Here is a 23,785-nt window from a genome sequence, read left to right on the forward strand (position 1 = left end):
CGGCATCATGCTGCGCAAGGACGACGCCGCCTTCAAGAAGGTCGTCGATGCCGCGACCGCGGCGCTCTACACCTCCGGCGAGGCGCAGAAGATCTACGACAAGTGGTTCACGCAGAAGATCCCGCCGAAGGGGCTGAATCTCAACACCCCGATCTCGGCCGAGCTGAAGAACGAGTTCGCCAAGCCGACGGATTCGCCCAATCCGGACGACTATAAGTAAGATAACTTCGATCTTTCGATAGGAATCATGTCCGGCCACTCTTGACACAGGGATGGCCGGACATTTGCATAGGCGGCCAAGATAGCTCTGACTGGCGCGTTCGCGCGGGGGACACGTGAACTATAACTGGAACTGGGGAATCTTCTTCCAGCCGAACCCGATGGGGACCGGCACCTATCTCGACATGCTCTTGTCGGGCCTGGTGCTGACCCTCAAGACCGCGGCGCTGGCCTGGGTCATCGCGCTGATCACCGGCTCGCTCGTCGGCGTGATGCGCACGCTGCCCTCGAAGGGGGCGAACTGGTTCGGCTTCGCCTATGTCGAATTCTTCCGCAACATGCCGCTGCTGGTGCAGCTCTTCCTGTGGTTCTTCGTGCTGCCGGAATTGCTGCCAAAAGGCGCCGGCACATGGCTGAAGCAGCTGCCCAACGCGCCGTTCTGGACGGCGGCGATCGGCGTCGGCTTCTTCATGTCGGCACGCGTCGCCGTGCAGCTACAGGCCGGCATCGGCTCGCTGCCGCGCGGGCAGAAGATGGCCGCAACCGCGCTGGGCCTGACCACCGCGCAGGGCTATCGCTACGTGCTGCTGCCGATGGCGTTCCGCATCATCCTGCCGCCGCTGACGTCCGAATTCCTCAACACCATCAAGAACACCGCCGTCGCGATCACCATCGGCCTGCTCGAGCTGACCGGACAGGCGCGTTCGATGCAGGAATTCTCGTTCCAGGTGTTCGAGGCCTTCACCGCCGCGACCATCCTCTACCTCCTCGTCAACGCCGTCGTCGTGACCGGAATGCGCTTTCTCGAGCGCTGGGTCGCGATCCCCGGCTACATCACGGGGAAATAAGCGATGTTCGGCAATCTCGATTTTGACGTCATCCGCCGCGCGCTGCCCTATCTGTTCCTCGAGGGCATGACCTTCACGCTGACGCTGACGGGGCTCGCGGCCCTTGGCGGTCTCGTCTTCGGCACGGCACTCGCGCTGATGCGGCTCTCCGGCTTCAAGGTCCTCGGCCGCATCGCCGGAATCTATGTCGACTTCATGCGCTCGCTGCCGCTGGTGCTGGTGATCTTCTGGTTCTACTTCCTGGTGCCCTATATCGGGCAGTGGGTGACGGGGGCCGCGCGCCCGATCAGCGTCGGCGCCTTCGCCTCCTCGCTCATCACCTTCATCATGTTCGAGGCCGCGTATTTCTCCGAGATCATGCGTGCCGGCATCCAGTCGATCTCGCGCGGCCAGCCGGCCGCGGCCAGTGCGCTGGGGCTGACCTACGCCCAGACCATGCGCTACGTCGTGCTGCCGCAGGCCTTCCGCAACATGCTGCCGGTTCTGATCACGCAGACCATCGTCCTGTTCCAGGACACTTCGCTGGTCTACGTCCTGTCGATCACGGACTTCCTGGGAGCGGCAAGCAAGGTGGCGCAGCGCGACGGGCGCCTGGTCGAAATGTATCTGTTCGCAGCGGTCGTCTACTTCACCATTTCCTGTATCGCATCCTTCGGCGTCCGCCGCCTGCAGGCGCGCATCGCCATCATTCGCTAGGGCTAGCCGCTCATGATCGAAATCAGCCACGTCAACAAATGGTACACGCCGAGCTTCCAGGTGCTGACCGATTGCACCACCAGCGTCACCAAGGGCGAGGTGGTCGTGGTCTGCGGCCCCTCGGGCTCGGGCAAGTCGACGCTGATCAAATGCGTCAACGCGCTGGAGCCGTTCCAGAGCGGCGACATCAGCGTCGATGGCACCAAGGTCAACGATCCCAAGACCAACCTGCCGAAGCTGCGTTCGCGCGTCGGCATGGTGTTCCAGCACTTCGAGCTGTTTCCGCACCTGAAGATCATCGACAATCTCTGCCTCGCGCAGCAGAAGGTGCTCGACCGGTCGCGCGACAAGGCGATAGCAAAAGGCATGCAGCTGCTGGAGCGCGTCGGCCTCAAGGAGCAGGCGCAGAAGTTTCCCGCGAACCTGTCCGGCGGCCAGCAGCAGCGCGTTGCGATCGCCCGAGCGCTCGCCATGGATCCGATCGTCATGCTGTTCGACGAGCCGACCTCGGCGCTCGACCCGGAAATGGTCAGCGAGGTGCTCGACGTCATGGTGGACCTCGCTCATGAAGGCATGACCATGATGGTTGTCACCCACGAGATGGGCTTTGCCCGTAAAGTGGCCAATCGCGTGATCTTCATGGACCGCGGCGAGATCGTCGAGGACGCGGCGAAGGAAGACTTCTTCGGCAAGCCGCGCAGCGACCGTGCGCAGAAGTTCCTGTCGAAGATTCTGTCGCATTAACTCCGCCCCGAGGCGCGCGTAGCGCGAGCTATGATGCGCAATTGCGCATCTGAGGATCCAATGTGCGGCAGGACGAGAGGCGAGATGGATTCCGGGCTCATTCGCTTCGCGAATGCCCCGGAATGACGGATCGAGGGTTTATCAGGCTCGCCAAATCTCCTATACCGAGAGCCAAATCCCCTTCCCCCCAGGAGACCTGCCTTGGACCCGATCGCCTACGTCAACGGCTCATTCGTCCCGCTCTCGGACGCCAAAATCTCGGTCCTCGATCGCGGCTTCCTGTTCGCCGACGGCATCTATGAGGTCTCGGCCGTGCTCGACGGCAAGCTGGTCGACAATGCCTCGCATCTGGCGCGGCTTGAGCGCTCGGTCGGCGAGATCAGCTTGAGGTTTCCGGAGACGGTCGAGCGGATCACCGAGCTGCAGAAGGAACTGATCGCGCGCAACACGCTCACGAACGGCCTCGTTTACCTCCAGGTGACGCGCGGCGCCGACAAGGGCCGCGACTTTCCGTTTCCCAAAGGCGACGTCAAGTCGAGCCTGGTGATGTTCACCTCGGAGAAGGACATCATCAACGCGGCGTCGGCGAAGACCGGCATCAACGTCATCACCGTGCCGGACATCCGCTGGGAGCGGCGCGACATCAAGAGTGTGGCGCTGCTGGCGCAAGTATTGGCAAAGCAGGCGGCGGCCGAAGCCGGCGCGGGCGAGGCCTGGATGCTGGAAGACGGCTATGTCACCGAAGGCGGTTCGTCCTCAGCGTTCATCCTCACCAAGGACGACGTCATCGTGACCCGCAAGAACTCCAACGCGATCCTGCCCGGCTGCACCCGCAAGGCGGTGGTGGCACTCGCCGAAGAGCGCCAGCTTCGCGTCGAGGAGCGTTCTTTCACGGTTGCGGAAGCGCTTGCCGCCAAGGAAGCCTTTGCCACCTCGGCGTCGCTGTTCGTCCAGCCGGTGGTTGCGATCGACGGCCAGAAGGTCGGCGACGGCAAGCCCGGTCCGATGGCCACGCGGCTGCGCGAGATCTACGTGGAGTTCGCCAAGGCGACCGCGGTTTAGCCGCGCACTCCGCTGTCATAGCTTTCGTAGGGTGGGCATGGCGCAAGTGCGCCTTTGCCCACCCTGCGGGACCTGCGCTGAGGCGCGCGCCGCAGCTCACGCCACCGACGCCTTCACCTTCACGGGATGGACCGCGCGGAACGCGATCGCGATCCTGTTCCAGGCGTTGATGGCGCCGATCAGCATGGTCAGGTTCACCGTCTCCGCATCGGAGAACTGTGCGCGGACCTGCTCATAGACATCGTCGGGCGCGTGCGTCTCCGAAATCAGTGTCACCGATTCGGTCCAGGCCAGCGCCGCGCGCTCGCGGTCGGAATAGAGCGGGGACTCGCGCCAGGCATTGAGCAGGTAGATGCGCTGCTCGGTCTCGCCGCGCTTGCGCGCGTCCTCGGTGTGCATGTTGATGCAGAAGGCGCAGCCGTTGATCTGCGACGCCCGGATCTTGACGAGCTCGATCAGTGATTTCTCCAGTCCGGTAGACTGGATCTGCTCCTCCAGCGCCATCAGTGCCTTCATCGTGTCGGGGGCGGCCTGGTAGAAGTTCATGCGGGGCTTCATGGTCGTTCTCCTTGCTTCCTACGGTTGATGTCAGTGGGCTCCGCCAGCCGAGGTCTGGCCGGGCTTCTTCAGGAAAAGGACGGCAGCCAAAGCCACGATCAGCGCCATGCCGAGCAGATAGAACGTGTCGCTGAAGGCGAAGATATAAGCCTGCTTCTGCACGCCATGACCGATCGCGACATAGGCGCGATGCGCGGCGTCTGCACGGTCGAGGATGCCGTGATTGACGAAATATTGAATGAGCTGTTCCAGCCGTGTACGGGTGGCCTGCTCGAACACCGAGACCGACTGCATCAGCACGTTGGAGTGATATTGCTCGCGCTTCGTCAGCACGGTCTGGAGCAGCGCGATGCCGACGGCACCGCCGAGATTGCGCATCATGTTGAACAGGCCGGAGGCTGAGCCCGCGTTCTCCGGCTCGATGCCTGCGGTTGCGACGGCCGACAGCGGAGCCATCACCAATGCTTGACCGATGGCGCGGACGACATTGGGCCACAGCAGCTGGTCGGCGGCATAATCGTTGGTCATATAGATGTTCATGAAGTTGGAAGCAGCGAACAGCACGAAGCCGACGCCGATGAGGATCCGCGCGTCGAACCGCTGCATCAGGCGTGGCACGAGAGGGATCAAGAGGAGCTGTGGCAATCCGGTCCAGGCCAGCACCATGCCGATCTGCTCGGCATTGTAGCCCTGAATGCGAGCCAGATATTGCGGCAGGATGAACACGGAGCCGTAGAGTGCGATACCGAGCAGGAAATTTGCGAGCATGCCGAAGCCGAAATTGCGGCGGACGAGCAGGCGCAGATTGAGCAGCGGCTTCTTTACCGTCAGTTCGATGATCAGGAAGGCGGTCAGTGCAACGGCTGCGATCACTGACAGCCTGACGATGAAGGGTGAGCCGAACCAGTCGTCCTTGTTTCCTTCCTCCAGCACGGTCTGGAGCGCCGAGAGCCCGATCGCCATGGTGATGATGCCGGCCCAGTCGCCCTCGCGCAGGAGAGACAGCTTCATGGGCTTTGCGTCGAGCGCGTACCAGAGCATGCCGACCATGATCGCGCCGGGGACGAGGTTGACGTAGAAGATGTACTCCCAGCCGAAATTCTCGGTGAGATAGCCGCCGATGGTCGGGCCGATCGCGGGCGCGAACGTCGCCGACAGCGCGAACAGGGCAAGGCCGACCGGTTGTTTTCCCCGCGGCAGCAGCGTGATGATCAGCGTGAATGCCATCGGAATTAGAACGCCGCCGGTGAACCCCTGCACGGCGCGCAGCACGATCATCTGCGGCAGGTCCTGCGCCAGTGCGCATGCCGCCGACAGCAGGAGGAACAGGATCGCGTTGGTGAGCAGATAGATGCGGATCGAGAATACCTGTGCGAGCCAGCCGGAGAGCGGGATTACCACGATCTCCGCGATCAGATAGGAGGTCGAAATCCAGCCGCCGTCGTCGATGCCGGCGCCGATCGCGCCCTGGATGTCCGCGAGCGAGGCGTTGACGATCTGGATGTTCAGCACCGCCATGAAAGCGCCGAGCGTGGCGCCGATCACCGCAATCCAGGTTCTTGCGGACACCGCCGGTGCGGCGGGCGCAGCGGAGGCGGAGAGACCGGTGGCGTTGACGGTCGGTTGCAGCGTGTTCATGGATTCAGCCGCCGTTCGCGCGAGACGTGGTGTCGGCCAGACGCTTGGCCGTCTCGCGCTCGGCCAGCACCGCTTGCTTGGTGTTCACGGTCGGCACCGCCGACATGCCGGGGCGCAGCAGGCCGGTGAGGTTGTGGTCGTCCAGCACGATCTTGACCGGAACGCGCTGCACGATCTTGGTGAAATTGCCGGTGGCGTTGTCCGGGGGCAGCAGCGCGAATTCGAGCCCGCTCGCCGGCGACAGGCTGTCGACGTGACCGCGCAGGGTCTTGTTGCGGAAGCTGTCGACGTGCAGTTCGACCGGCTGTCCCGGCCGCACATGCGTGAGCTGGGTTTCCTTGAAGTTCGCAACGACATAAACCGCATCGAGCGGCACGACCGCCATCAATTGCGTGCCGGCTTGCACGTATTGGCCGACCCGCAAGCTCCGGGCGCCGACCGTGCCGTCGACCGGCGCGGTGATCTCCGTATAAGACAGGTTCAGCGCCGCCTGCTGCGCGACCGCGCGGGCCCGTTCGAGCTGAGCGGTGGCCTGCGCGCGCTGGGTGGTGAGCACGTCGATCTTGCGCTGTGCGGCCAGAAGGCCGGATTTCGCGTGCTGCAATTGCGCGCTGCTGGCGCGCAGCGCCGCGTCGGTCTGCTGCGCGCGCTGGATGGTGCCGGAGCCCGACTTCATCAGGTCGTCGTAGCGGGCGCGCTCCTCCTGAGCGAATTTCAGATTGGCGTCGGCCGCGGTGACATCGGCCGTGCTTTGCTCGATGATCGGCTGCTGCAGTTCGAGCTGGGCATCGATATTGCGCACCGAAGCTTCGCCGGCGGAGACATCGGCGCGTGCCTGGTCGAGGGCAGCCTTGAAATCGCGGTCGTCGATCTTGGCCAGCGCCTGGCCTGCCCGAACGGTCTCGTTGTCGCCGACCAGCACCTTTGCGATGTAACCGGATACCTTTGGCGCGATGATCGTGGAGTCGGCCTTCACATAGGCATCGTCGGTGGATTCGAGGTAGCGGCCCGTCTTCAGGTAATCGTAGCCATAGTCGCCGGCCACCGCGATGCCGATCGCCAGCGCCAGCCCGATCGCTGCTCGTCTGATCACCTGCCGGGATGGGTACAGGCCGATTTTGTTATTAGTTTCAGAGATATAAGAAGCTTTCGACATGGCATCCTCGGATTTCCCAGACGCCCGCTCAGAATCGTGCGCTGTTAAACCCCGAAATGCGCTGTCCCGGTCGTTGTGATAATCTTGGAATTTGTGAAAGCATTATCCAGCAATAGCGGATAATCAGAGCCTGTCGCCATGGATCGCTTCACCAGCCTCACCGCCTTCGTCCACGTGGTCGAAAACGGCGGCTTTTCCGCCGCCGCCCGCCGGCTCAACATGTCGACGACCATGGTGAGCACCCACGTCCAGGCGCTGGAGGACCGGCTCGGCGTGCGCCTGCTCAACCGCACCACGCGGAAGGTGAGCCTCACCGAAATCGGCAAGGCCTATTACGACCGCTCGACCCAGATCCTCGCCGATCTCGAACAGGCCGACGACATCGCGAGCGAATTGCAATCGGTGCCGCGCGGCACATTGCGCATCCACGTCGCCACGCACATGGTGCCCTTCGTCGCGCCCGTTGCGGCAAAACTCCTGTCGGCCTATCCGGAGCTCAAGATCGATCTGCGCATGGGCGAAGCCGAGGTCGATCTCATCGAGGAGGGCTATGACGTCGCTCTGCGTATGACCTCGCCGCCGGACTCGAGTCTGATCGTCCGTAGCCTCGCCACCTGGCGCCACGTGCTGTGCTGCTCGCATGACTATCTCGAAAGGCATGGCCGTGTGCAGAAGCTCGACGAGCTCGCCGCGCACAATTGCGCTCGGCACCTGAACTATCCCTTCGGCGACGATTGGCGCTTCTTCGACCGCAAGGGCTCGCCGGCATCGGTGCGCGTTTCCGGCAGCTTCATCACCAACAGCGGCGAAGCGTTGCGGAAGGTGGCGCTGGAGGGCGCGGCCGTCTGCCTGATGGCCGGCTTTCTTGTACAGGGCGATCTCGACGCTGGGCACCTCGTTCGGCTGCTGCCCGAATACCGCCCGGTCGAGATGTCGATGAACGCGGTCTACCCGCACCGGCATCATCTGTCGGCGAAGGTCCGGACCTTCATCGACATGCTCGTGCACCACAGCGCCGAGCAGCAGAAGCTGATCAACCCGTATTCATGAGCACTTTCGCCGGCGACTCCATGTCCCTCAGAAAGTGAGTTGACATCGCCGGGGCATCTGGAACAATACAACCTAAGATATGAGTGATCCATTTTGGACCGAAGTGGTTCGGCCCGATCCAGTTTCTTCGATGTGACGTTTCGTTCAGGCCGGCTTTCGGCCCTCTGCTTCTCCAGCTCCTGCTTTTCCATGTTTGACGCATCGACAGGCGGCAGGCAGATCGACGTTCGATTGCGTGAGAGCGTCGTAGGATTCGGCGGCATCATATTGCGGTGAAGCTGGACGGCTTGCCATATCTGAATCGACAACCGCTGAAGGGAGCTTCGATGACCCTCGCCAGAACGGGATGGATTGCGGCTTTGCTGCTTGGCCTCATGGCGGCGGGCGGCGTGCAACCTTCTCCTGCCGCGGCCGACGATGCGTGGCCGGTCAACAAAAGGCTGATCGGTGAGGACGGCGACAAGTCCAAGGATGTCAGCGGCATCGCCTGCACGATCCCGGATGGGTTTCCCCGTTCGTGCCTCGTCATCGACGACAATCTTCAGGACGCCCAATACGTGGAATTAACCGAGGGCAAGCTTGTCGCCGGCAGCCCGGTCAAGTTGATCGACAACACGTTCAAGGACAAAGCGCTCGAGCTCGATGGTGAGGGCGTCGCCTTCTCCGGAGGGTACTTTTACGTCATCGGCTCGCATGGCCATCCGCGAGACAAGGACCACAAGCTTGATCCTAAGAAAGATGCCGACAAGATTCAGGCGAAGATCGCCGCAAGCAGCCAGATCGTCCGGTTCCGCACGACCGGTGAAGACGGCAGCGCGTCAGGCCTCGAGCGCACGCCGAGACTGAGAGACGTCATTGCGAGCGATCCGGCACTTCTCCCCTTCGTGGATATGCGGCTGGAGACCAACGGGCTGACGATCGAAGGCGTGGCGATCAAGGACGATCGGACGCTGCTCGCAGGATTCCGGGGCCCCGTGCTGAACGGAAAATGCGCCGTCGTTCTGTCGGTCGAGGTGGCTTCCTTGTTTGGTAATGGCAAGAGCTCGGATCACCGCCTGTACCGGCTGCCGCTCGGCGACGGCCGCGGCGTGCGCGATCTCGCGCCATTCGGGGATCGCATCCTCGTTTTGGCAGGTCCGGCTGCGGATGGACCCGGGTCCTATGCCGTCTACGCATGGGACGGCGCGTCAGAGTCCGTCGAGCTCTTGAAGGACTTGCCGTTTGATCCGAAGCGAAAGCCGGAGGGACTCCTGCCGCTGGACAAGACGTCAACCGGACTACGTGTCCTGATCGTGTTCGACGGCGACAAGGAAGGTGCGCCCACCCCGATCGAAATATCGGGATCGGGGCCGCGATCTTCATCGTGTCCCGCCGGCTAGGCGTTTTGAACGCCCGCGCCCTCGCACTGTTCTTCAACCGGTGGCGCGCATCTTTGCCGGCGATGGCGTGTGGAGTTCATTCAGCAGCCGCTCGACCTCGGTCTTCACCTTCCCGATCGCGGTGTCCTTGACCGGCCCGTAGCCGCGGATCTCCATCGGCGCCTTTGCAATTGCGATGAGATCCGGAAGAGGCGCCGTATCGAGCGCGCCGAGCATTCGTTCGATCAGGCCTTCATACCACGCGATCAGTTCGCGCTCGGTGCGCCGTTCCGCGGTGTAACCGAACGGATCGAACGGCGTTCCGCGCAGCGCCTTCAGGCGCGCGAGCATGGTGAGAGGCGTCTGGATCCACTGACTGAAGGCGCGTTTGCGCGGGCGTCCACGGGCGTCGCGCCGCGACGGCAGGAACGGTGGGGCGAGGTGATATTGGATTTTGAAGCCATCCTCGAATTCGCGTTTCAGTTCATCAAGGAATCCGCCTTGCATGTGCAGCCGCGCCACCTCGTACTCGTCCTTGTAGGCCATCAGCTTGAACAGGGCGCGTGCGACTGCCTCGGTCAGAGCCTCGCCGTTTTTCAGAACGGCTTCGGCACCGCGGACCCTTGCGAGGATCGTCCGGTAGCGTGCCGCATAGGCGCTGTCCTGATAGGCGGCGAGAAAGTCGGCGCGACGATCGATGATCTGATCGAGCGTCTCCGCTGCGAGCGCTTCGTTCCCCTTCGGCAGGAAGTCCGGATCCGAAGCCGCAATCCGGCCCCAGGCAAAGGCCTGCTTGTTGTGCTCGACGGCGACGCCGTTGAGCTCGATCGCACGCAGCAGCGCTGCAAGCGAAATCGGGACCAGCCCGCGCTGCCAGGCAAAACCGAGCATGATGATATTGGCATAGACGGCATCGCCGAGCAGCCGTTCGGCCAGCGCGTTGGCATTGATCGTGCCGAGATTGTCTTGACCGACGACCCAGCCGATCGCGCGCAGGCGGGCGGGGGAGGCGAGGTCGGCGTCGCGGAAACGGACGACGTCGCCGGTCGGCATCTCCGCAGTATTGACCGCGGCCCGCGTGCCCTTCCGGAAGGTGCCGGACGCTTTTGGCGAAGAGCTGACGACGAGATCGCAGCCGATCAGCGCATCGGCCGCACCCTGGTCGATACGCACCTGGTGCAGGGCCTCGGGACTTGGTGCAAGCCGGAGATAGCTCAGCACAGGCCCGAACTTCTGCGCAAAGCCGGTGAAGTCGAGCACCGAGACGCCGCGACCTTCGAGGTGTGCGGCCATGCCGATCAGCGCGCCGACGGTGATCACGCCGGTGCCGCCGACGCCGGTCACCAGCAGATCGTAGGGACGCTCGAGCGCTGCGGTTGCGGGCGGGGGAAGCGTTGCGGCGTGGCCTACCGCGTCGATCTGGCTCGCGCTCTTCTTCCGGCGCGTGGCGCCTTCGACGGTGACGAAGCTTGGGCAAAAGCCGTTGAGGCAGGAAAAATCCTTGTTGCAGGACGAGAGGTTGATCTGCCGCTTGCGGCCGAACAATGTCTCCTTCGGCTCGACGCTGAGGCAGTTGGATTCCACGGAGCAGTCGCCGCAGCCTTCACAGACAAGATCGTTGATATAGGCGAAGCGCTTGGGGTCGGCCATCTGCCCGCGCTTGCGCCGGCGTCGCTTCTCCGTGGCGCAGGTCTGCTGATAGATCAGGACCGAAACGCCGGAGACCTCGCGCAACTCACGCTGCACGGCATCCATCTCCTCGCGGGGATGGATGGTGACGCCGGCTGGCAGGTCGGCAGGCGAGAACTGTGCGGGATCATCCGACACCAGCGCGATGCGCGTCACGCCTTCGGCGCGGACGCTGTGCGCGATCGCCTGGACGCTGACGGGACCGTCGACCGGCTGGCCGCCGGTCATGGCGACGGCATCGTTGAACAGGATTTTGTAGGTGATATTGGCCTTGGCCGCGATCGCCTGCCGGATCGCCATCGAGCCGGAGTGGTAGTAGGTGCCTTCGCCGAGGTTCTGGAAAATGTGCTTATGGCCGGTGAATCTCGACGAAGCCGCCCAATTCACGCCTTCACCGCCCATCTGGATCAGAGACGAGGTCTCGCGGTCCATCCAGCTCGCCATGAAATGGCAGCCGATGCCGGCCAGTGCCTTCGATCCCTCAGGCACCTTCGTCGAAATGTTGTGCGGGCAACCCGAGCAGAAATACGGCGTGCGCGTTGCGCCTGAGACGTTGATGGTGCGTGCTGCCTCCGGCAGAAGCGCAGCCGCGCGTGCGGCGAGATTGAGGCCCGGGAACATCGGATCGAGCCGGCGCGCCAGCACGCCCGCCAGCGCGCGCGGCGACAATTCGCCGATCCAGGAAATCAGCCGCGCGCCGGTCTCGTCGTGCTTGCCCACCATGCGTTCGGGTTTGCTGCCGGGATAGTCATAGAAATATTCCTTGAACTGGCTCTCGATGATGCCGCGTTTCTCCTCGACCACGAGGATCTCGCGCTTGCCCTTCACGAAATCCATGGCGTCATGCAACGCCAGCGGCCAGACCATGCCGACCTTGTAGACGTCGATCCCGATGCTGCGGCAGGCGGCCTCATCAAGGCCCATCAGCCGCAGCGCCTCCATCAAATCGAGATGCGCCTTGCCCGTGGTGACGATGCCGTAGGTCGCGTCCGGGATGTCGTAGATGTGGCGATCGATCGGGTTGGCCTTGGCGAAGGCATAGACGGCGTGCTTCTTCGCTTCCAGCCGCTCCTCGATCTGTGGGCCCGGCAGGTCGGGCCAGCGATAGTGCAGGCCGCCTGGCGGCGGCGTGAAGTCGGGTATGCGGAAGCTTCGGGGCGAGCCCAACTCGACGGAGGCGCCCGATTCGACGATCTCCGAGACCGCCTTGAAGCCGACCCACATGCCGGAGAAGCGGCTCAGCGCGTAGCCGTACTCGCCGAATTCGAGATATTCGCCGACGCTTGCCGGATGCAGCGTCGGCATGAACCAGCTCATGAAGGCGACGTCGGACTGGTGCGGCATCGAGGAGGAGACACAGCCATGGTCGTCGCCGGCGACCACCAGCACGCCGCCATGCGGCGACGAACCATAGGCATTGCCGTGCTTGAGCGCATCGCCGGAGCGATCGACGCCCGGGCCCTTGCCGTACCAGAGCCCGAACACGCCATCGACCTCGCGGTCGCCTTGCGTTTCGACCTGCTGCGAGCCGAGTACCGCGGTCGCAGCGAGGTCCTCGTTCACTGCGGGGAGGAATTCGATGCGGTCTCGCTTCAACCGCTCCTGGATGCGCCACAGTTCGAGATCGACGCCGCCGAGCGGCGAGCCGCGATAGCCGGAGATGAAACCAGCGGTGTTCAGCCCACGCGCGCGGTCGCGCCTCGCCTGGTCGAGCGCGATGCGAACGATGGCCTGCGTCCCCGTGAGGAAGACACGGCCGTGTTCGCGATCGTAGCGATCGGCCAGTTCATAGGGGTCGAGTGACGGAATGGCGTCCATGCGGACCTCCCGCGGCACCTGCATGGGGGCAGGTTAGGCCCGGGCGGCTGGTAGGTCTTACCTATCTTTCCTGACAGACCGGCTATTCTGGTAGATTTGCCCGATTTGTCCTATAATTCGGTAGAACAATCCGATTTGGTGAAATCCATGATTGAAGAGCAGGACACGCGGATTCTTGCGCACCTCCAGAAGGACGGTCGCGCCACCAACCAGCAACTGGCGGACGAGGTCGGCATGTCCACCTCGGCCTGCTGGCGGCGGGTGCGCGCGCTGGAGGAGGCCGGGGTCATTCAGGGCTACGCGGCGATGGTCGCGCGCGAGCAGGCGGGCTTTGCGATGTCGGCCATCCTCCACGTCTCACTGGAGCGGCACGACGCCAAATTCGTCGACGAGTTTGTGTCCCGCGTCACCAAGCGGCGCGAGGTGCTGGAGTGCTTTGCGACCACGGGCGATGCTGATTATCATCTGCGCGTCGTCGTGCAGGACATGGCGGCCTACAACCGTTTCCTCGACGAGTTCATGTTCCGCATCCCCGGCATCCGTTACGTCCGCAGCAATGTGGTGCTGAAGGAGATCAAGACCGGCGTGGCGTTGCCGTTTTGACATGACATACGGGAAGTGCCGTAGGGTGGGCAAAGGCGCTCTTGCGCCGTGCCCACCATCTCGCCTCGATTTGCGAAGGTGGTGGGCACGCTTCGTGTCCACCCTACGGCAGCGGTGCTTACCGCTGCTCCCGCACAAACCTGTTCCGCAACGTCCCGACGCCGGTGATGTCGATCTCCACGACGTCACCGTGCTTGATGTCAGGGGACGCGCCGTCGGTGCCCATCCAGATCACATCGCCGGGCCACAGCGTAAAATACTTCGTCAACTCGACCAGGAAGGGCACCACGCCGAAGATCATGTCGGCGGTAGCGAAGCGGTTGGTTTCCTTGCCGTTGACCCGAACGATCGTTTCCATCTTGTCGAGATCGGCCTCGGTCTCGATCCACGGTCCCATCGGCTTGAACGTGTCGGCGTTCTTCGAGCGCCACAGGCCGCGATCGGCCTTCTGCCAGCTTCGCTCGCTGACGTCGTTGCCGACGGTGTAGCCGAACACGCAATCCATCGCGTCCGCTGCGGTGAGATGCTTCACCTTCTTGCCGATGACGACGACGAGCTCGCCCTCATAATGGATCTTCTCCGTGGCGAAGGAGGGGATCACCACGTTCTCGTCATGCGCGATCAGCGCGTTCTGGGCGCGATAGCCGATCTCGGGACGGTCTGGCACGGCCGGCACGGTGCCGGCCTTGTCGGCGGCTTCCTTCAAGTGCTTGAGGTAATTGAGACCGACGCAATAGAAGGTACGCGGGATCAGCGGCAGTTCGATCTTCACCTGCGCCAGCGGATGCGTGCGCGAAGTGCGTTGCCATTCGCCGAAGGGATCGCCGTCGACTGCGATGACCCGGTCGCCTTCGACGATTCCCCAACACGTCTTGTCCGAGGCGGTAAATTTCAGCCAGCGCATGTCGTACCCTCGTTATTATTCCGCGGCATCGCGGGGCGGCAGCTTCCAGGCGCGTGCCGCGGGCCGCTTCAGTCCGAGATTTTCGCGTAGCGTCTTGCCGCGATAGTCCCTCTGGAACAGGCCGCGGCGCTGCAGCTCCGGTACGATATGTTGTACGAAATCGGCGTAGGAGCCGGGCACGTAAGTCGCGGCGATGACAAAACCGTCGCAGCCGCGCTCGATGAACATCTCCTCCAGTTTGTCCGCGATCTCCTTGGGTCCGCCGACCATTGCGTCCTGGACCTGGCCGCGGCCGGAGAAGGTGACGAAGTCCCGCGCGCTCGGATTGCTCTTGCCGGAAGCCTTCAGCACGCCGTCGCGAATGCCCAGAATACCCTGCATGCTCTTCAACTCGTCCGTGGTCAGCGGCTCGTCGAGGTCCTTGGAGGCGAAATCATAGTTGAGCGCTTCGGCGAGCAGCGACAGCGCGTCGATCTGCAGCGGCAGCTTGTTGATCAGCGCCATCTTGTCCTCGGCCTCGGTTTTGGTGGCAGCGCAGACCGGCGTCGTCAGATTGCAGAGGAACATCTGGTCGGGATCGCGGCCAGCCTTGGCGGCTTCGTTACGCACGGATGCATAGCCTTCCTTGGCCGCGCCGAGATTGCGCGCGGCGGTGAAGATCACCTCGCCCCATCGCCCGGCAAAGCGCTGGCCGCGGCCGGATGCGCCGGCCTGGATGATCACGGGATGGCCCTGATCCGAGCGCGGAACGGTGAACGGCCCGCGCGACTTGAAGGCGGGTCCCTTGTGGTCGAGCCGCTTCACCTTGGTCGGATCAGCAAAGCGGCCGCTTTGCTTGTCCATGATGAGCGCACCGTCTTCCCAGGTGTCCCAATGACCGAGCACCACTTCCATGAACTCGTCGGCGCGGTCATAGCGGGAATCGTGCTCGGGATGCGAATCCCGGCCCATGTTGAGAGCTTCACCGTCATTGAGCGAGGTGACGACGTTCCAGCCCGCGCGTCCCCCCGACATCAGGTCGAGCGTTGCGAAGCGGCGCGCGACGTCGAACGGTTCGTAATAGGTGGTCGAGCAGGTCGCGCCAAGGCCGAGCTTCTCGGTGACCATGCCCATCGTGGTCAGCACGATCAGCGGATCCATCTTCACGCAGCGGATGCCGTATTCGACGGTGTGGGCGTGATCGTTGCCGTAGCGGTCTGGCATTGCCAGGCGATCGTCGAAGAAGGCCATGTGGAATTTGCCGGCTTCGAGGATCTTGGCGATCTCCTGATAATAGTCCGCTGACATCGAATCGTCGCGCGAGTCCGGATGGCGCCAGGAGCTCGGCAAATTGGTGCAGTTCTGCGCCTGGAGGAAGCCGACCAGGATCATCTGTCGCGTCATGCTGTTCTCCAAATTCCGTCAGGCCAGATCGAGCACTGTTTCGAGCCGGTACTCCCGCGCCAGCACACGCAGCTTTTCCCAGGTCGCATCCTCGACCTCGATGCCGTCGCGCAGGCGCTGCTGTTCGCGCAGGCCTTCGATCTCGCCGGGATAGAACACGCCGTTACTGCCCTCGGACGGCGGCGTCGATTTCAGATAACGCGCGAATTCGGCGACCTCGCGCTTGAACTCCTTCAGCGGGCGGAATGCGGCGACGTTGAACACGGCCATGAAGCATCCGTCGTTGTGTCGCCCCGTGGGCTCGACGCCGAAGCCGAGGCCGGTGAGCAGGCCGCACAGCACCTCGACCATGGCGGCAAGACCGCTGCCCTTGTAACCCTCGGTGCCGCCGAGCGGCAGCAGCGCGCCGCCCTTGCGATATTGGGTCGGATCAGTGGTGTGACGTCCCTCGGCATCGATGATCCAGCCCGCCGGGATCTCCTCACCGCGCGCGACCGCAAGCTGGATCTTGCCGGCTGCGACCGCCGAGGTCGCCATATCGAGATAGAACGGCGCATCGAGATCGGACGGCACCGCGATCGAGATCGGGTTGGTGCCGAGCCGGGCCTCCTTGCCGCCGAACGGCGCCACATGCTTCGGCGAGCGGCCGGAATCCGCCGTCGCGATCCCGATCATGCCTTCGCGCATCGCCATCAGCGGATAGGCGGCGAGGCGACCGACATGGCTCTGCCGGAACACCGTGCAGGCGGCGACGTTGGCCGTCTTCGCCTTCTCGATCGTCAGCGCCATCGCCCTGGCGTTGACGTGGAAGCCAAATCCCCAATGGCCGTCGATCACGGTCGTGGTCGGCGACTCCTGGACGATGGTCCATTGGGCGCCGGGGACGATGTGCCCGGCCTTGATCCGGTCGATATAGGTGGGAACAGCGATCACGCCGTGCGAGTCATGACCGGCGAGATTGGCGTTGACGCAGCCGGCCGCGACCGCGTCGGCCTCTTCCTCGGAAGCTCCGGCGGCACGGAGCAGAGCGGCGCTGATGCGCGTGAGGCGATCGGCTCTGACAACCGGCATGGCGTTTCCTTGGCCTGGTGCCCTTAACGGGCTGCTTGTTGGCTGCCATCGTCTCAAAGCGCCGCCGCGATATCAATCTCCCGTAAACCAATACAGGGCTGCAAATTCGTAAAGAGAGCGCGCCTTTGGTCGAGGATTCGTCCCGTGCGGCGGTATTTTCGACAGTTTGGCGCCCCTCGTTCGCAGCTCGTTCACTTTGATCGACGGTTTGCGGCGCGCAATAACGACCACTTAGGCGATCGCGCTTCATAAAGGCAGCCGGGAGAAATAGGCAGAAATGCCCGGGAGCTGAGATCGTGCCGACGACACTCGCGCGCACCTTTGCGGCGTTGAGCGCCATCAACGAAGCCATCCTCTACGCGAAATCGCCGGACGAGCTGTACCAGAAGGTCTGCGACGCCGGGTTTTCGAGCGGGGACTTTTTGGCGGTCGCCGTGTTCCTGGTGGGACCGGATGGCCGGCGGCTGTGCTTTGCGGCCGGTTGCGGCGACGACATTCCGCGGCTGCGCTCCATCGTGATCACGACGGAAGCCGGTACACCCGAAGGCTCGGGCGTCGGTGGCGAGGCGTTTCGCAATCAGAAGCTGTGCGTCAGCAACGATTATCTGAACGACCCGCGCTCGCTGGCATGGCGCGCGGGCGCGGCTTCGGCAGCCATCGGCGCGGCTGCGGCGCTGCCGCTGCTCTGCAACGGCAAGAGCGTCGGCGTGTTGTTGGTGACCCGTCGCGAGGCCAATTCGTTCAACGACCCGATGGTCTCGCTGTTCGAGCGCATGTCGGCCAACATTTCCTATGCGCTGGACAATTTCGCGCGCGAGACCGCGCAGCAGGCCAGCGAACGGACGGCGCGGCGGCTCAACCGCATGTTCGGCGCCCTCAGCGCCACCAACGAAGCCATCCTGAGTGCCAAGACCGAGCAGGAGCTGTACCAGCTCGTATGCGACGCGTCCGTCCATGGCGGCAAGTCGCTCGCGACGGTCGTCCTGCTGAAGGAGCAGGAATCCCACTGGCTGAAACCCGTCGCCGGCACGGGCCAGAATCTGGAGCTCGTTGCCCAGACCCAATATTCCGTCGATGCCGCCAATCCCTATGGCCGTGGAATCTCCGGTACGGTCTTTCGCAGCCAAAAGCCCCTTGTCGAGGACGACCTCGTCAGCCACACCAAGGGAACGCCGTGGGAGCAGGCCAATATCAATACGGGCGTCGCAGCCCTCGTCGCGGCTCCGCTGATCAAATATGGCAAGAGCGTCGGCATTATTCTGTTCTTCATCAGCAAGTCCTGGGCCAAGGACGAGGAAGTCGTCGCGCTCCTGATGCGCATGGCGGAGAACGTCTCGTTCGCAATCGAGAATTTCGACCGGGAGTCCGAAAAGGCCATAATCGCCGCGGAAGAGGAACGGCTGGCGCGCATGTATGCGGCGCTCAGCGCTACCAACGAGGCGATCATCCGGGCGACGTCGCGTGCCGAGCTGTTCGATCTCGTATGCGAAGCTTCGTTCCGGGGCGGCAAGTTCGGCTCTGCGACGATCGCGCTCGCCGAGCCTGCCTCCGAAATGCTGCGCGTCGTCGCTTCCGCAGGACCGAACTCCGACGAAGTGCGCAAGCTCAAATTTGCAACGACGGACACAGTGCCGGAAGGGCGAGGCCTGACCGGCACGTGTTTCCGCACCAGAAAGCCCTGCCTGACCAACGACCTGCTGTCCGATGACCGCCTCAAGCCGTGGTACGACAGCGCGCGCCGCACCGGCATCAAGTCCTCCGCTGCCTTGCCGTTGCTCAACGGCGACCGCACCGAAGGCGTGTTCCTGTTCAATTCCCTCGAGATCGGCACGTTCACGCCCGAGTTGGTCGAACTGCTGGAACGTCTTGCGCGCAACGTGTCATTTGCGGTCGCAAATCTCGACCGCGCCGAGGAGAAGGCGAAGGCCGACAAGCAGCGAGACCGGCTGAGCGGCATGTTTGCGGCGTTGAGCGCCACCAACGAAGCCATCATGCGCGCCGAGACTCGCGAGGAGCTGTTCGACGTCGCATGTCAGGCGGCCGTGCTCGGCGGTATGTTCGCCTCGGCGACGATTGGAATCATCGACGAGACATGTGATCTGGTCCGGGTCGTCGCCGTGAAGGGGCGTCTCCAGGAGCGAATGGTCGGACGCAGCTGTGCGATTTCCCCGGATCACCCCGAGAGCCAGGGAATCATCGGAATCTCGGTGCGGACGCGTCGGCCCAGTGTCATCAACGACTATATGCACGATCCCCGCTCGGCACACTGGCACTCCAAGGCAGTCGAGGATGGGACCCGTGCCGCTGCAAGCTTCCCGCTTTTGCGCGCCGGCCAGGAGCCGATCGGCATCCTGCTGTTCCTTGCTCCGGAGGAAGACACATTCACGCCCGATCTGGTCGAGCTGCTGGCCCGTCTCGCGGAAAACGTCTCGTTCGCGCTCGACAATTTCGATCGCGCTGAGGAAAAGGCCCGCACCGAGGCGCAGAAGGAGCGGCTGACGCGCATGTTCGCGGCCTTGAGCGCGACCAACGAGGCGATCATGCGGGCGAAGTCGCGCGCCGAATTGTTCGACCTCGTGTGCCTTGCGGCGTCGAACGGCGCCAAGTTCACCTCGACCACGATCGCGCTGGCCAGGGCCGGCACCGACCAGCTCGAGATCGTGGCCGCCGCCGGTCCGTCCGCCGACACGACACGCAACGTCCGTCTCTCCATCGATCCCGAGCGGCCCGAAGGGCGCGGGATGAGCGGCACGGCGTTCCGGACCCGGCGGCCCTGCATCAGCAACGACTATCTCACCGACCAGCGCGTGAGTGCCTTCCACGCCGTCGTTCGGGGCGATGGTGCGCGCTCGGGCGCGGCGATCCCGCTCATCGTTCACGACCTCGCCGTCGGCGTCATGATCTACATGTCGACCGAAAAGGATACCTTCACGACTGAGTTCGTCGAGCTGTTGAAGCGCCTCGCCGACAACGTCGCCTTCGCGATGGAGAATTTCGATCGCGCGGACGAGAAGAACGAGGCGGACGAGCGGATCGAGTACCTCGCCTCCCATGACAGCCTGACGGACCTTCCGAACCGCGAAACCTTCAACGGGCTTTTGCGCAAGGCGATCGACGTTGCCGAGCATCACGACCACCGTTTTGCGGTGCTGTTCATCGACCTCGACCGTTTCAAGGTCATCAACGATTCGCTGGGGCACGAGGCCGGCGACCTGCTCTTGCTCGAAGTGGCGAACCGCTTGCGCGGCGCGTTGCGGACGAGCGACGTGGTGGCACGGCTCGGCGGCGACGAGTTCGTGGTAATCCTCGATCAATGCGGCGAGATCGATGACGTCCAGCGGATCGCGACCGGGCTCCTGACGGCACTGGCCGAGCCCATGGAGCTGGCCGGGCACGAGTGCCACACCACGGCTTCGATCGGCATCGCGATGTATCCGGCCAACGGTTCTGATGCGCAGACGCTGACAAAGAACGCCGACATGGCGATGTATCTTGCCAAGGAAGACGGCAAGAACGGCTGCCGCTTCTTCTCCAAGGAAGTGAAGACGCAATCGATCGAACGGCTCTCGCTGGAGAGCGCGCTGCGCCGGGCGCTGGAGCGCGGGCAGTTCTCATTGAACTACCAGCCCAAGGTGGAGATGGAGACCGGCCAGATCACCGGCGTGGAAGCGTTGCTGCGCTGGACGCATCCTGACCTCGGCAGCGTCTCGCCGGCGCAGTTCATTCCGCTTGCGGAGGAAACCGGGCTGATCGTGCCGATCGGCCGCTGGGTGCTCAACGAGGCCTGCGCCCAGGCCATGGCCTGGCAGCGCCGCGGCCTGTTGCCGCTATCGATGGCGGTCAACCTGTCGCCGCGGCAGTTCGCCGACGAGCATCTGTTGCAGGACGTCGACGAGGCGCTGGCCGCCAGCGGCATGTCGCCGGTGCTGCTCCAGCTCGAGGTCACCGAGAGCATGATGATGCGCAATGTCGGCCGCGCGCTCAAGGTGCTCGACGCCATCCAGAGCCGCGGCATTCGTCTTGCCATCGACGATTTCGGTACCGGCTATTCGTCGATGTCGCTGATGAAGCATTTCCCGATCGACACCATCAAGATCGACCGCTCGTTCGTGCGGGACCTGCCGCAGGATTCGGAAGACCAGGCGATCGCGCAAGCGATCATCAGCATGGGCAAGGCGCTCGGCATGACCGTCGTCGCCGAAGGCGTCGAGAACGTCGAGCAGGAGGCGTTCCTGCGCAGCCATGGCTGCGATGAGATGCAGGGCTTCCTCATCTCCAAGCCCTTGCCGGCGCGGCAGATGGCCGAGCTGCTGCGGCCCATGGTTCTGCCTGTCGCGCCGCCGCTCCAGCCGGAGCCGGATGCTGCAGTCACGGAAGCTGCGGCGTCACGGCTGAAACGCGCTGTCGTCTGACGGCTGCGGGTGCAGCTCGCGGACGTCTTGTTCTCCGCCCTCGATCTTGCTCGGAAAATCCTGAGGTCCCGTCAGCGAGGTCTGCTCGACGAACAGCGCGAGAATCGTGCGCGCGCCCTCGGCGAAGCTCGACCCGTCGTTCAAGCCGAGCTCGGCGCACCATGCGCAACCCATCGGCTCATTGTCGTCGAACACCGCCATCGCAGGACCCCACCACCAGGCAGGCGCGGGCGAGCGCTCGTCCGCGGGCACGACCTGCCAGCGGGCGAATTCTTCCATCACGCGCTCGAACTCCAGGCGTGCGGCCTGATGCATGCGGTCGATACTCCCTAAATCCACGCCCGATGGACGGGCCGACTGGCGGATTTGATAGTGGTCGTCGTTCGGAAAAATCGGCTCGCGCCAATGAGCGCAGCCATGCAGGCCGACATCGTCGTCGGCTGTGCGTAAGGATGCGGCGGTCAGCAATATGCTGGCGGCGGCAACGAATATGCATTCTAGCCGTGTCGAGGCACGGCAGGCAAGGCGCGGGTGCGCCGATTGCCTAACGCGGCCTGAACGGATGCGCCTTCTGGTGCCAGGCCCAGGCGGTGCGGATGACCGTAGGCAGGTCGGAGTGACGCGGCACGAAGTTCAGCACCTTCCGTGCCGCGGAGGGGTCGGCGACGAGATAAGTGGGATCGCCGGCGCGGCGCGGCTTGACGGTGTGGGGCACTTCACGCCCGGTCTCCTGCCTGATCGCGTTGAGGATCTCGCGCACGGAAAAGCCCGAACCGGTGCCGAGATTGAAGCTGCCGCCGGCATGCCCGTCTTCGAGAAGCTTCAGTGCCGCGACATGCGCCGCTGCAAGGTCGGTGACGTGGATGTAGTCGCGGATCGCGGTTCCATCGGGCGTGTCGTAGTCGTCGCCGAACACCGCGAAGTCGACATGGCCCTGCAGTGCCATCATGGCGCGGGGAATGAGGTGGGTTTCGTTGTCGCGCAACTCACCGATGCCGCCTGAGGGATCGGCGCCGCTGGCGTTGAAATAACGCAGGCAGAACGCGCCGAAGCCGTAGGCCGAGCGGTAATCAGCAAGCATCCGCTCGATCATCCATTTCGATGCGCCGTAGGGATTGATCGGCACGCAGGGAAAGTCTTCCGGCAGTTCCTTGGAGTCGGCATTGCCGTAGACGGCGCCGGTCGAGGAGAACACGATGCGATGGCAGCCGGCGTTGCGCATCGCCTGCAATAGCGACAGCGTTCCCTGCACATTGTTGACGTAATATTTCTGCGGATCGGTCATGGATTCGCCGACGAGACTCGCCGCCGCGAAATGCATCACCGCCGTGATCTTGTGGTCGGCGAAGGCGCGGGCCAGCGTCGTGCCGTCGAGCAGATCGCCGGTCACCAGGGGGCCGGTCACGAAGCTGCGATGGCCTGTCGAGAGATTGTCATAAACGATGGGCTGATAGCCGGCAGCGGTCAATGCGCGGCAGGCATGCGAGCCAATGTAGCCAGCGCCCCCTGTGACGAGGACGGTCGGTCGGTCGGTCATGTCGTCTTCTGCTCTTCTCTTAGCGGAGGGGTCGGTTGCGGCCGAAGAGAAGATAGAGCGCGCGGGGGTTGGTGGTCAAATAGCGCCAGAACAGGCGGCGTGGCTCGAGCCAGGTGCGCCAGACCCATTCGAGTCCCATCTTCTGCATCCATTGCGGTGCGCGTGCGCGGCTGCCGGACAAAAAATTGAACAGGCCGCCGGATGTCTTGATAACGCCTACATTGGTGAGATGCGGCGTGAATTCCTTCACGAATGCCTGCTCGTTGGGCACGCCAAGCGCGACCCACAGATAATCAGGCGCAAGCGCGTTGATCTCCTCGATCTTCGCACGTAGCGCGTCGCCTCGCAGATAGCCGTGGCTGTGCCCGACGATCTTGAGATTCGGATACATCTTCTGGACGTTCTCGACCGCCACGATATTCTCGGCCTCGCTGGCGCCGAACATGTAGAAGGTGCGGCCGACCGCTTCCGCCTTGCGCGCGACGATGTGGAACAAATCCGTGGTCGCGACGCGCTCGGGCAGCGGAAACCAGGATTGCAGCTTCGAGGCCGCCACCAGCGGCTGGCCGTCGGCGTTGATCAGGTCGGCAGCGCGGAACAGGCGCTCGGTCTGCGGCTCGGTCGAGCAGCGCGCCAGGACCTCGCCATTGGCCGAGGTCAGGAACAACGGACGGCCGATGCGGTGATTGGGATCGGTCGCCTCGATCATGAAATCGGCGGTGGCTTCCAGGTCGAGCGCGGCCATGCGAAGCCCGCCGACGGTAATTCGCGGCACGTCGGCAGTCGCTGCCCGTCCGTCGAGGTTGACGCGGCGCTCAAGCATATTGTCTGCCTCGCTGGCGCGTTTCAATTGCAGGGGTGAGCTCGTCGAGCACGACGCCGACGAGCTTGCGCTCGGCCCGGCCGAGCGCGGTCAGGATCTCTTCCAGGCTGTCGTTGATGTCGAGGCTGGTCGGCAGCACCGCCACCAGCGCGTCGGTGTCGTCGAGCAGCTTGCGGCCGGCGGCCGAGAGCGGCATCGCAGGGCCGTCGAGGATTA

At 63.7% G+C, this 23,785-nt stretch carries 19 protein-coding genes and 1 pseudogene; 9 read left to right on the forward strand and 11 right to left on the reverse strand.

Annotated features, from left to right (window positions below; translation table 11 throughout):
* The 5 genes and pseudogenes from MOV74_RS09110 to MOV74_RS09130 all read left to right on the forward strand — a co-directional run.
* A pseudogene (locus MOV74_RS09110) lies at nt 1-220 on the forward strand (transporter substrate-binding domain-containing protein); the annotation flags it as partial.
* A gap of 115 nt (nt 221-335) precedes the next feature.
* Entirely contained in the window at nt 336-1,067 is a 732-nt protein-coding gene (locus tag MOV74_RS09115) for an amino acid ABC transporter permease (protein ID WP_246920397.1), read from the forward strand.
* A 3-nt stretch (nt 1,068-1,070) separates the two neighbouring features.
* Nucleotides 1,071-1,763 carry an amino acid ABC transporter permease gene (locus MOV74_RS09120; RefSeq protein ID WP_246920400.1) on the forward strand — a complete coding sequence of 231 codons (693 nt, stop codon included), beginning with the start codon at nt 1,071-1,073 and terminating at the stop codon, nt 1,761-1,763.
* 12 nt (nt 1,764-1,775) lie between these two features.
* On the forward strand, nt 1,776-2,507 hold the full coding sequence (locus tag MOV74_RS09125; protein WP_246920403.1) for an amino acid ABC transporter ATP-binding protein: 732 nt from the start codon (nt 1,776-1,778) through the stop codon (nt 2,505-2,507).
* A 201-nt stretch (nt 2,508-2,708) separates the two neighbouring features.
* A complete protein-coding gene (locus tag MOV74_RS09130; RefSeq protein WP_246920406.1) occupies nt 2,709-3,569 on the forward strand; it encodes a D-amino-acid transaminase in 861 nt (286 codons plus the stop codon).
* 96 nt (nt 3,570-3,665) lie between these two features.
* Here the strand turns inward: MOV74_RS09130 and MOV74_RS09135 are convergent, their stop codons facing one another.
* The 3 genes from MOV74_RS09135 to MOV74_RS09145 are packed head-to-tail and all read right to left on the reverse strand — an operon-like array spanning nt 3,666 to nt 6,921.
* Nucleotides 3,666-4,127 carry a carboxymuconolactone decarboxylase family protein gene (locus MOV74_RS09135; RefSeq protein WP_246920409.1) on the reverse strand — a complete coding sequence of 154 codons (462 nt, stop codon included), beginning with the start codon at nt 4,125-4,127 and terminating at the stop codon, nt 3,666-3,668.
* Between the two features lie 30 nt (nt 4,128-4,157).
* Nucleotides 4,158-5,765 carry an MDR family MFS transporter gene (locus tag MOV74_RS09140; protein WP_246920412.1) on the reverse strand — a complete coding sequence of 536 codons (1,608 nt, stop codon included), beginning with the start codon at nt 5,763-5,765 and terminating at the stop codon, nt 4,158-4,160.
* Between the two features lie 4 nt (nt 5,766-5,769).
* A complete protein-coding gene (locus MOV74_RS09145; protein WP_246920415.1) occupies nt 5,770-6,921 on the reverse strand; it encodes an HlyD family secretion protein in 1,152 nt (383 codons plus the stop codon).
* Nucleotides 6,922-7,059: 138 nt separating this feature from the next.
* Here MOV74_RS09145 and MOV74_RS09150 point away from each other — a divergent pair, with 138 nt between their 5' ends.
* Nucleotides 7,060-7,971 carry a LysR family transcriptional regulator gene (locus MOV74_RS09150; RefSeq protein WP_246920418.1) on the forward strand — a complete coding sequence of 304 codons (912 nt, stop codon included), beginning with the start codon at nt 7,060-7,062 and terminating at the stop codon, nt 7,969-7,971.
* 326 nt (nt 7,972-8,297) lie between these two features.
* The gene (locus MOV74_RS09155) at nt 8,298-9,350 is read left to right on the forward strand and encodes a DUF3616 domain-containing protein (RefSeq protein ID WP_246920427.1); all 1,053 of its coding nucleotides are present in this window, start codon (nt 8,298-8,300) and stop codon (nt 9,348-9,350) included.
* Between the two features lie 33 nt (nt 9,351-9,383).
* Here MOV74_RS09155 and MOV74_RS09160 read toward each other — a convergent pair whose 3' ends face one another.
* A complete protein-coding gene (locus MOV74_RS09160) occupies nt 9,384-12,836 on the reverse strand; it encodes an indolepyruvate ferredoxin oxidoreductase family protein (protein WP_246920429.1) in 3,453 nt (1,150 codons plus the stop codon).
* Between the two features lie 147 nt (nt 12,837-12,983).
* Between MOV74_RS09160 and MOV74_RS09165 the strand changes: the two genes are divergently transcribed.
* A complete protein-coding gene (locus MOV74_RS09165) occupies nt 12,984-13,439 on the forward strand; it encodes an Lrp/AsnC family transcriptional regulator (protein WP_246920444.1) in 456 nt (151 codons plus the stop codon).
* 118 nt (nt 13,440-13,557) lie between these two features.
* On the opposite strand, the gene MOV74_RS09170 is transcribed toward MOV74_RS09165, so the two are convergent.
* The 3 genes from MOV74_RS09170 to MOV74_RS09180 are packed head-to-tail and all read right to left on the reverse strand — an operon-like array spanning nt 13,558 to nt 16,797.
* Nucleotides 13,558-14,343, reverse strand: coding sequence for a fumarylacetoacetate hydrolase family protein (locus MOV74_RS09170; protein WP_246920447.1), 786 nt, complete (start codon nt 14,341-14,343; stop codon nt 13,558-13,560).
* 15 nt (nt 14,344-14,358) lie between these two features.
* Entirely contained in the window at nt 14,359-15,726 is a 1,368-nt protein-coding gene (locus tag MOV74_RS09175) for an LLM class flavin-dependent oxidoreductase (protein WP_246920450.1), read from the reverse strand.
* A gap of 18 nt (nt 15,727-15,744) precedes the next feature.
* Complete coding sequence (locus MOV74_RS09180; protein WP_246920453.1) at nt 15,745-16,797, reverse strand: Ldh family oxidoreductase; 1,053 nt, start codon at nt 16,795-16,797, stop codon at nt 15,745-15,747.
* A gap of 296 nt (nt 16,798-17,093) precedes the next feature.
* Here MOV74_RS09180 and MOV74_RS09185 point away from each other — a divergent pair, with 296 nt between their 5' ends.
* Nucleotides 17,094-21,209: a GAF domain-containing protein gene (locus MOV74_RS09185; protein WP_246920455.1), complete on the forward strand. Its 4,116-nt coding sequence runs from the start codon at nt 17,094-17,096 to the stop codon at nt 21,207-21,209.
* Here MOV74_RS09185 and MOV74_RS09190 read toward each other — a convergent pair.
* The 4 genes from MOV74_RS09190 to MOV74_RS09205 all read right to left on the reverse strand — a co-directional run.
* Nucleotides 21,183-21,524, reverse strand: coding sequence for a hypothetical protein (locus MOV74_RS09190; RefSeq protein WP_246920469.1), 342 nt, complete (start codon nt 21,522-21,524; stop codon nt 21,183-21,185). The genes MOV74_RS09185 and MOV74_RS09190 overlap by 27 nt on opposite strands.
* A 229-nt stretch (nt 21,525-21,753) precedes the next feature.
* A complete protein-coding gene (gene galE / locus MOV74_RS09195) occupies nt 21,754-22,746 on the reverse strand; it encodes a UDP-glucose 4-epimerase GalE (RefSeq protein ID WP_246920458.1) in 993 nt (330 codons plus the stop codon).
* Nucleotides 22,747-22,765: 19 nt separating this feature from the next.
* On the reverse strand, nt 22,766-23,569 hold the full coding sequence (locus MOV74_RS09200; RefSeq protein WP_246920462.1) for a WecB/TagA/CpsF family glycosyltransferase: 804 nt from the start codon (nt 23,567-23,569) through the stop codon (nt 22,766-22,768).
* Nucleotides 23,562-23,785 (reverse strand): hypothetical protein (locus MOV74_RS09205; protein ID WP_246920466.1); only part of this gene is annotated, 224 nt, incomplete at its 5' end. The genes MOV74_RS09200 and MOV74_RS09205, both read right to left, overlap by 8 nt.

This window comes from Bradyrhizobium sp. SHOUNA76, assembly GCF_023006445.1.
In the GTDB taxonomy this organism is placed as follows: domain Bacteria; phylum Pseudomonadota; class Alphaproteobacteria; order Rhizobiales; family Xanthobacteraceae; genus Bradyrhizobium.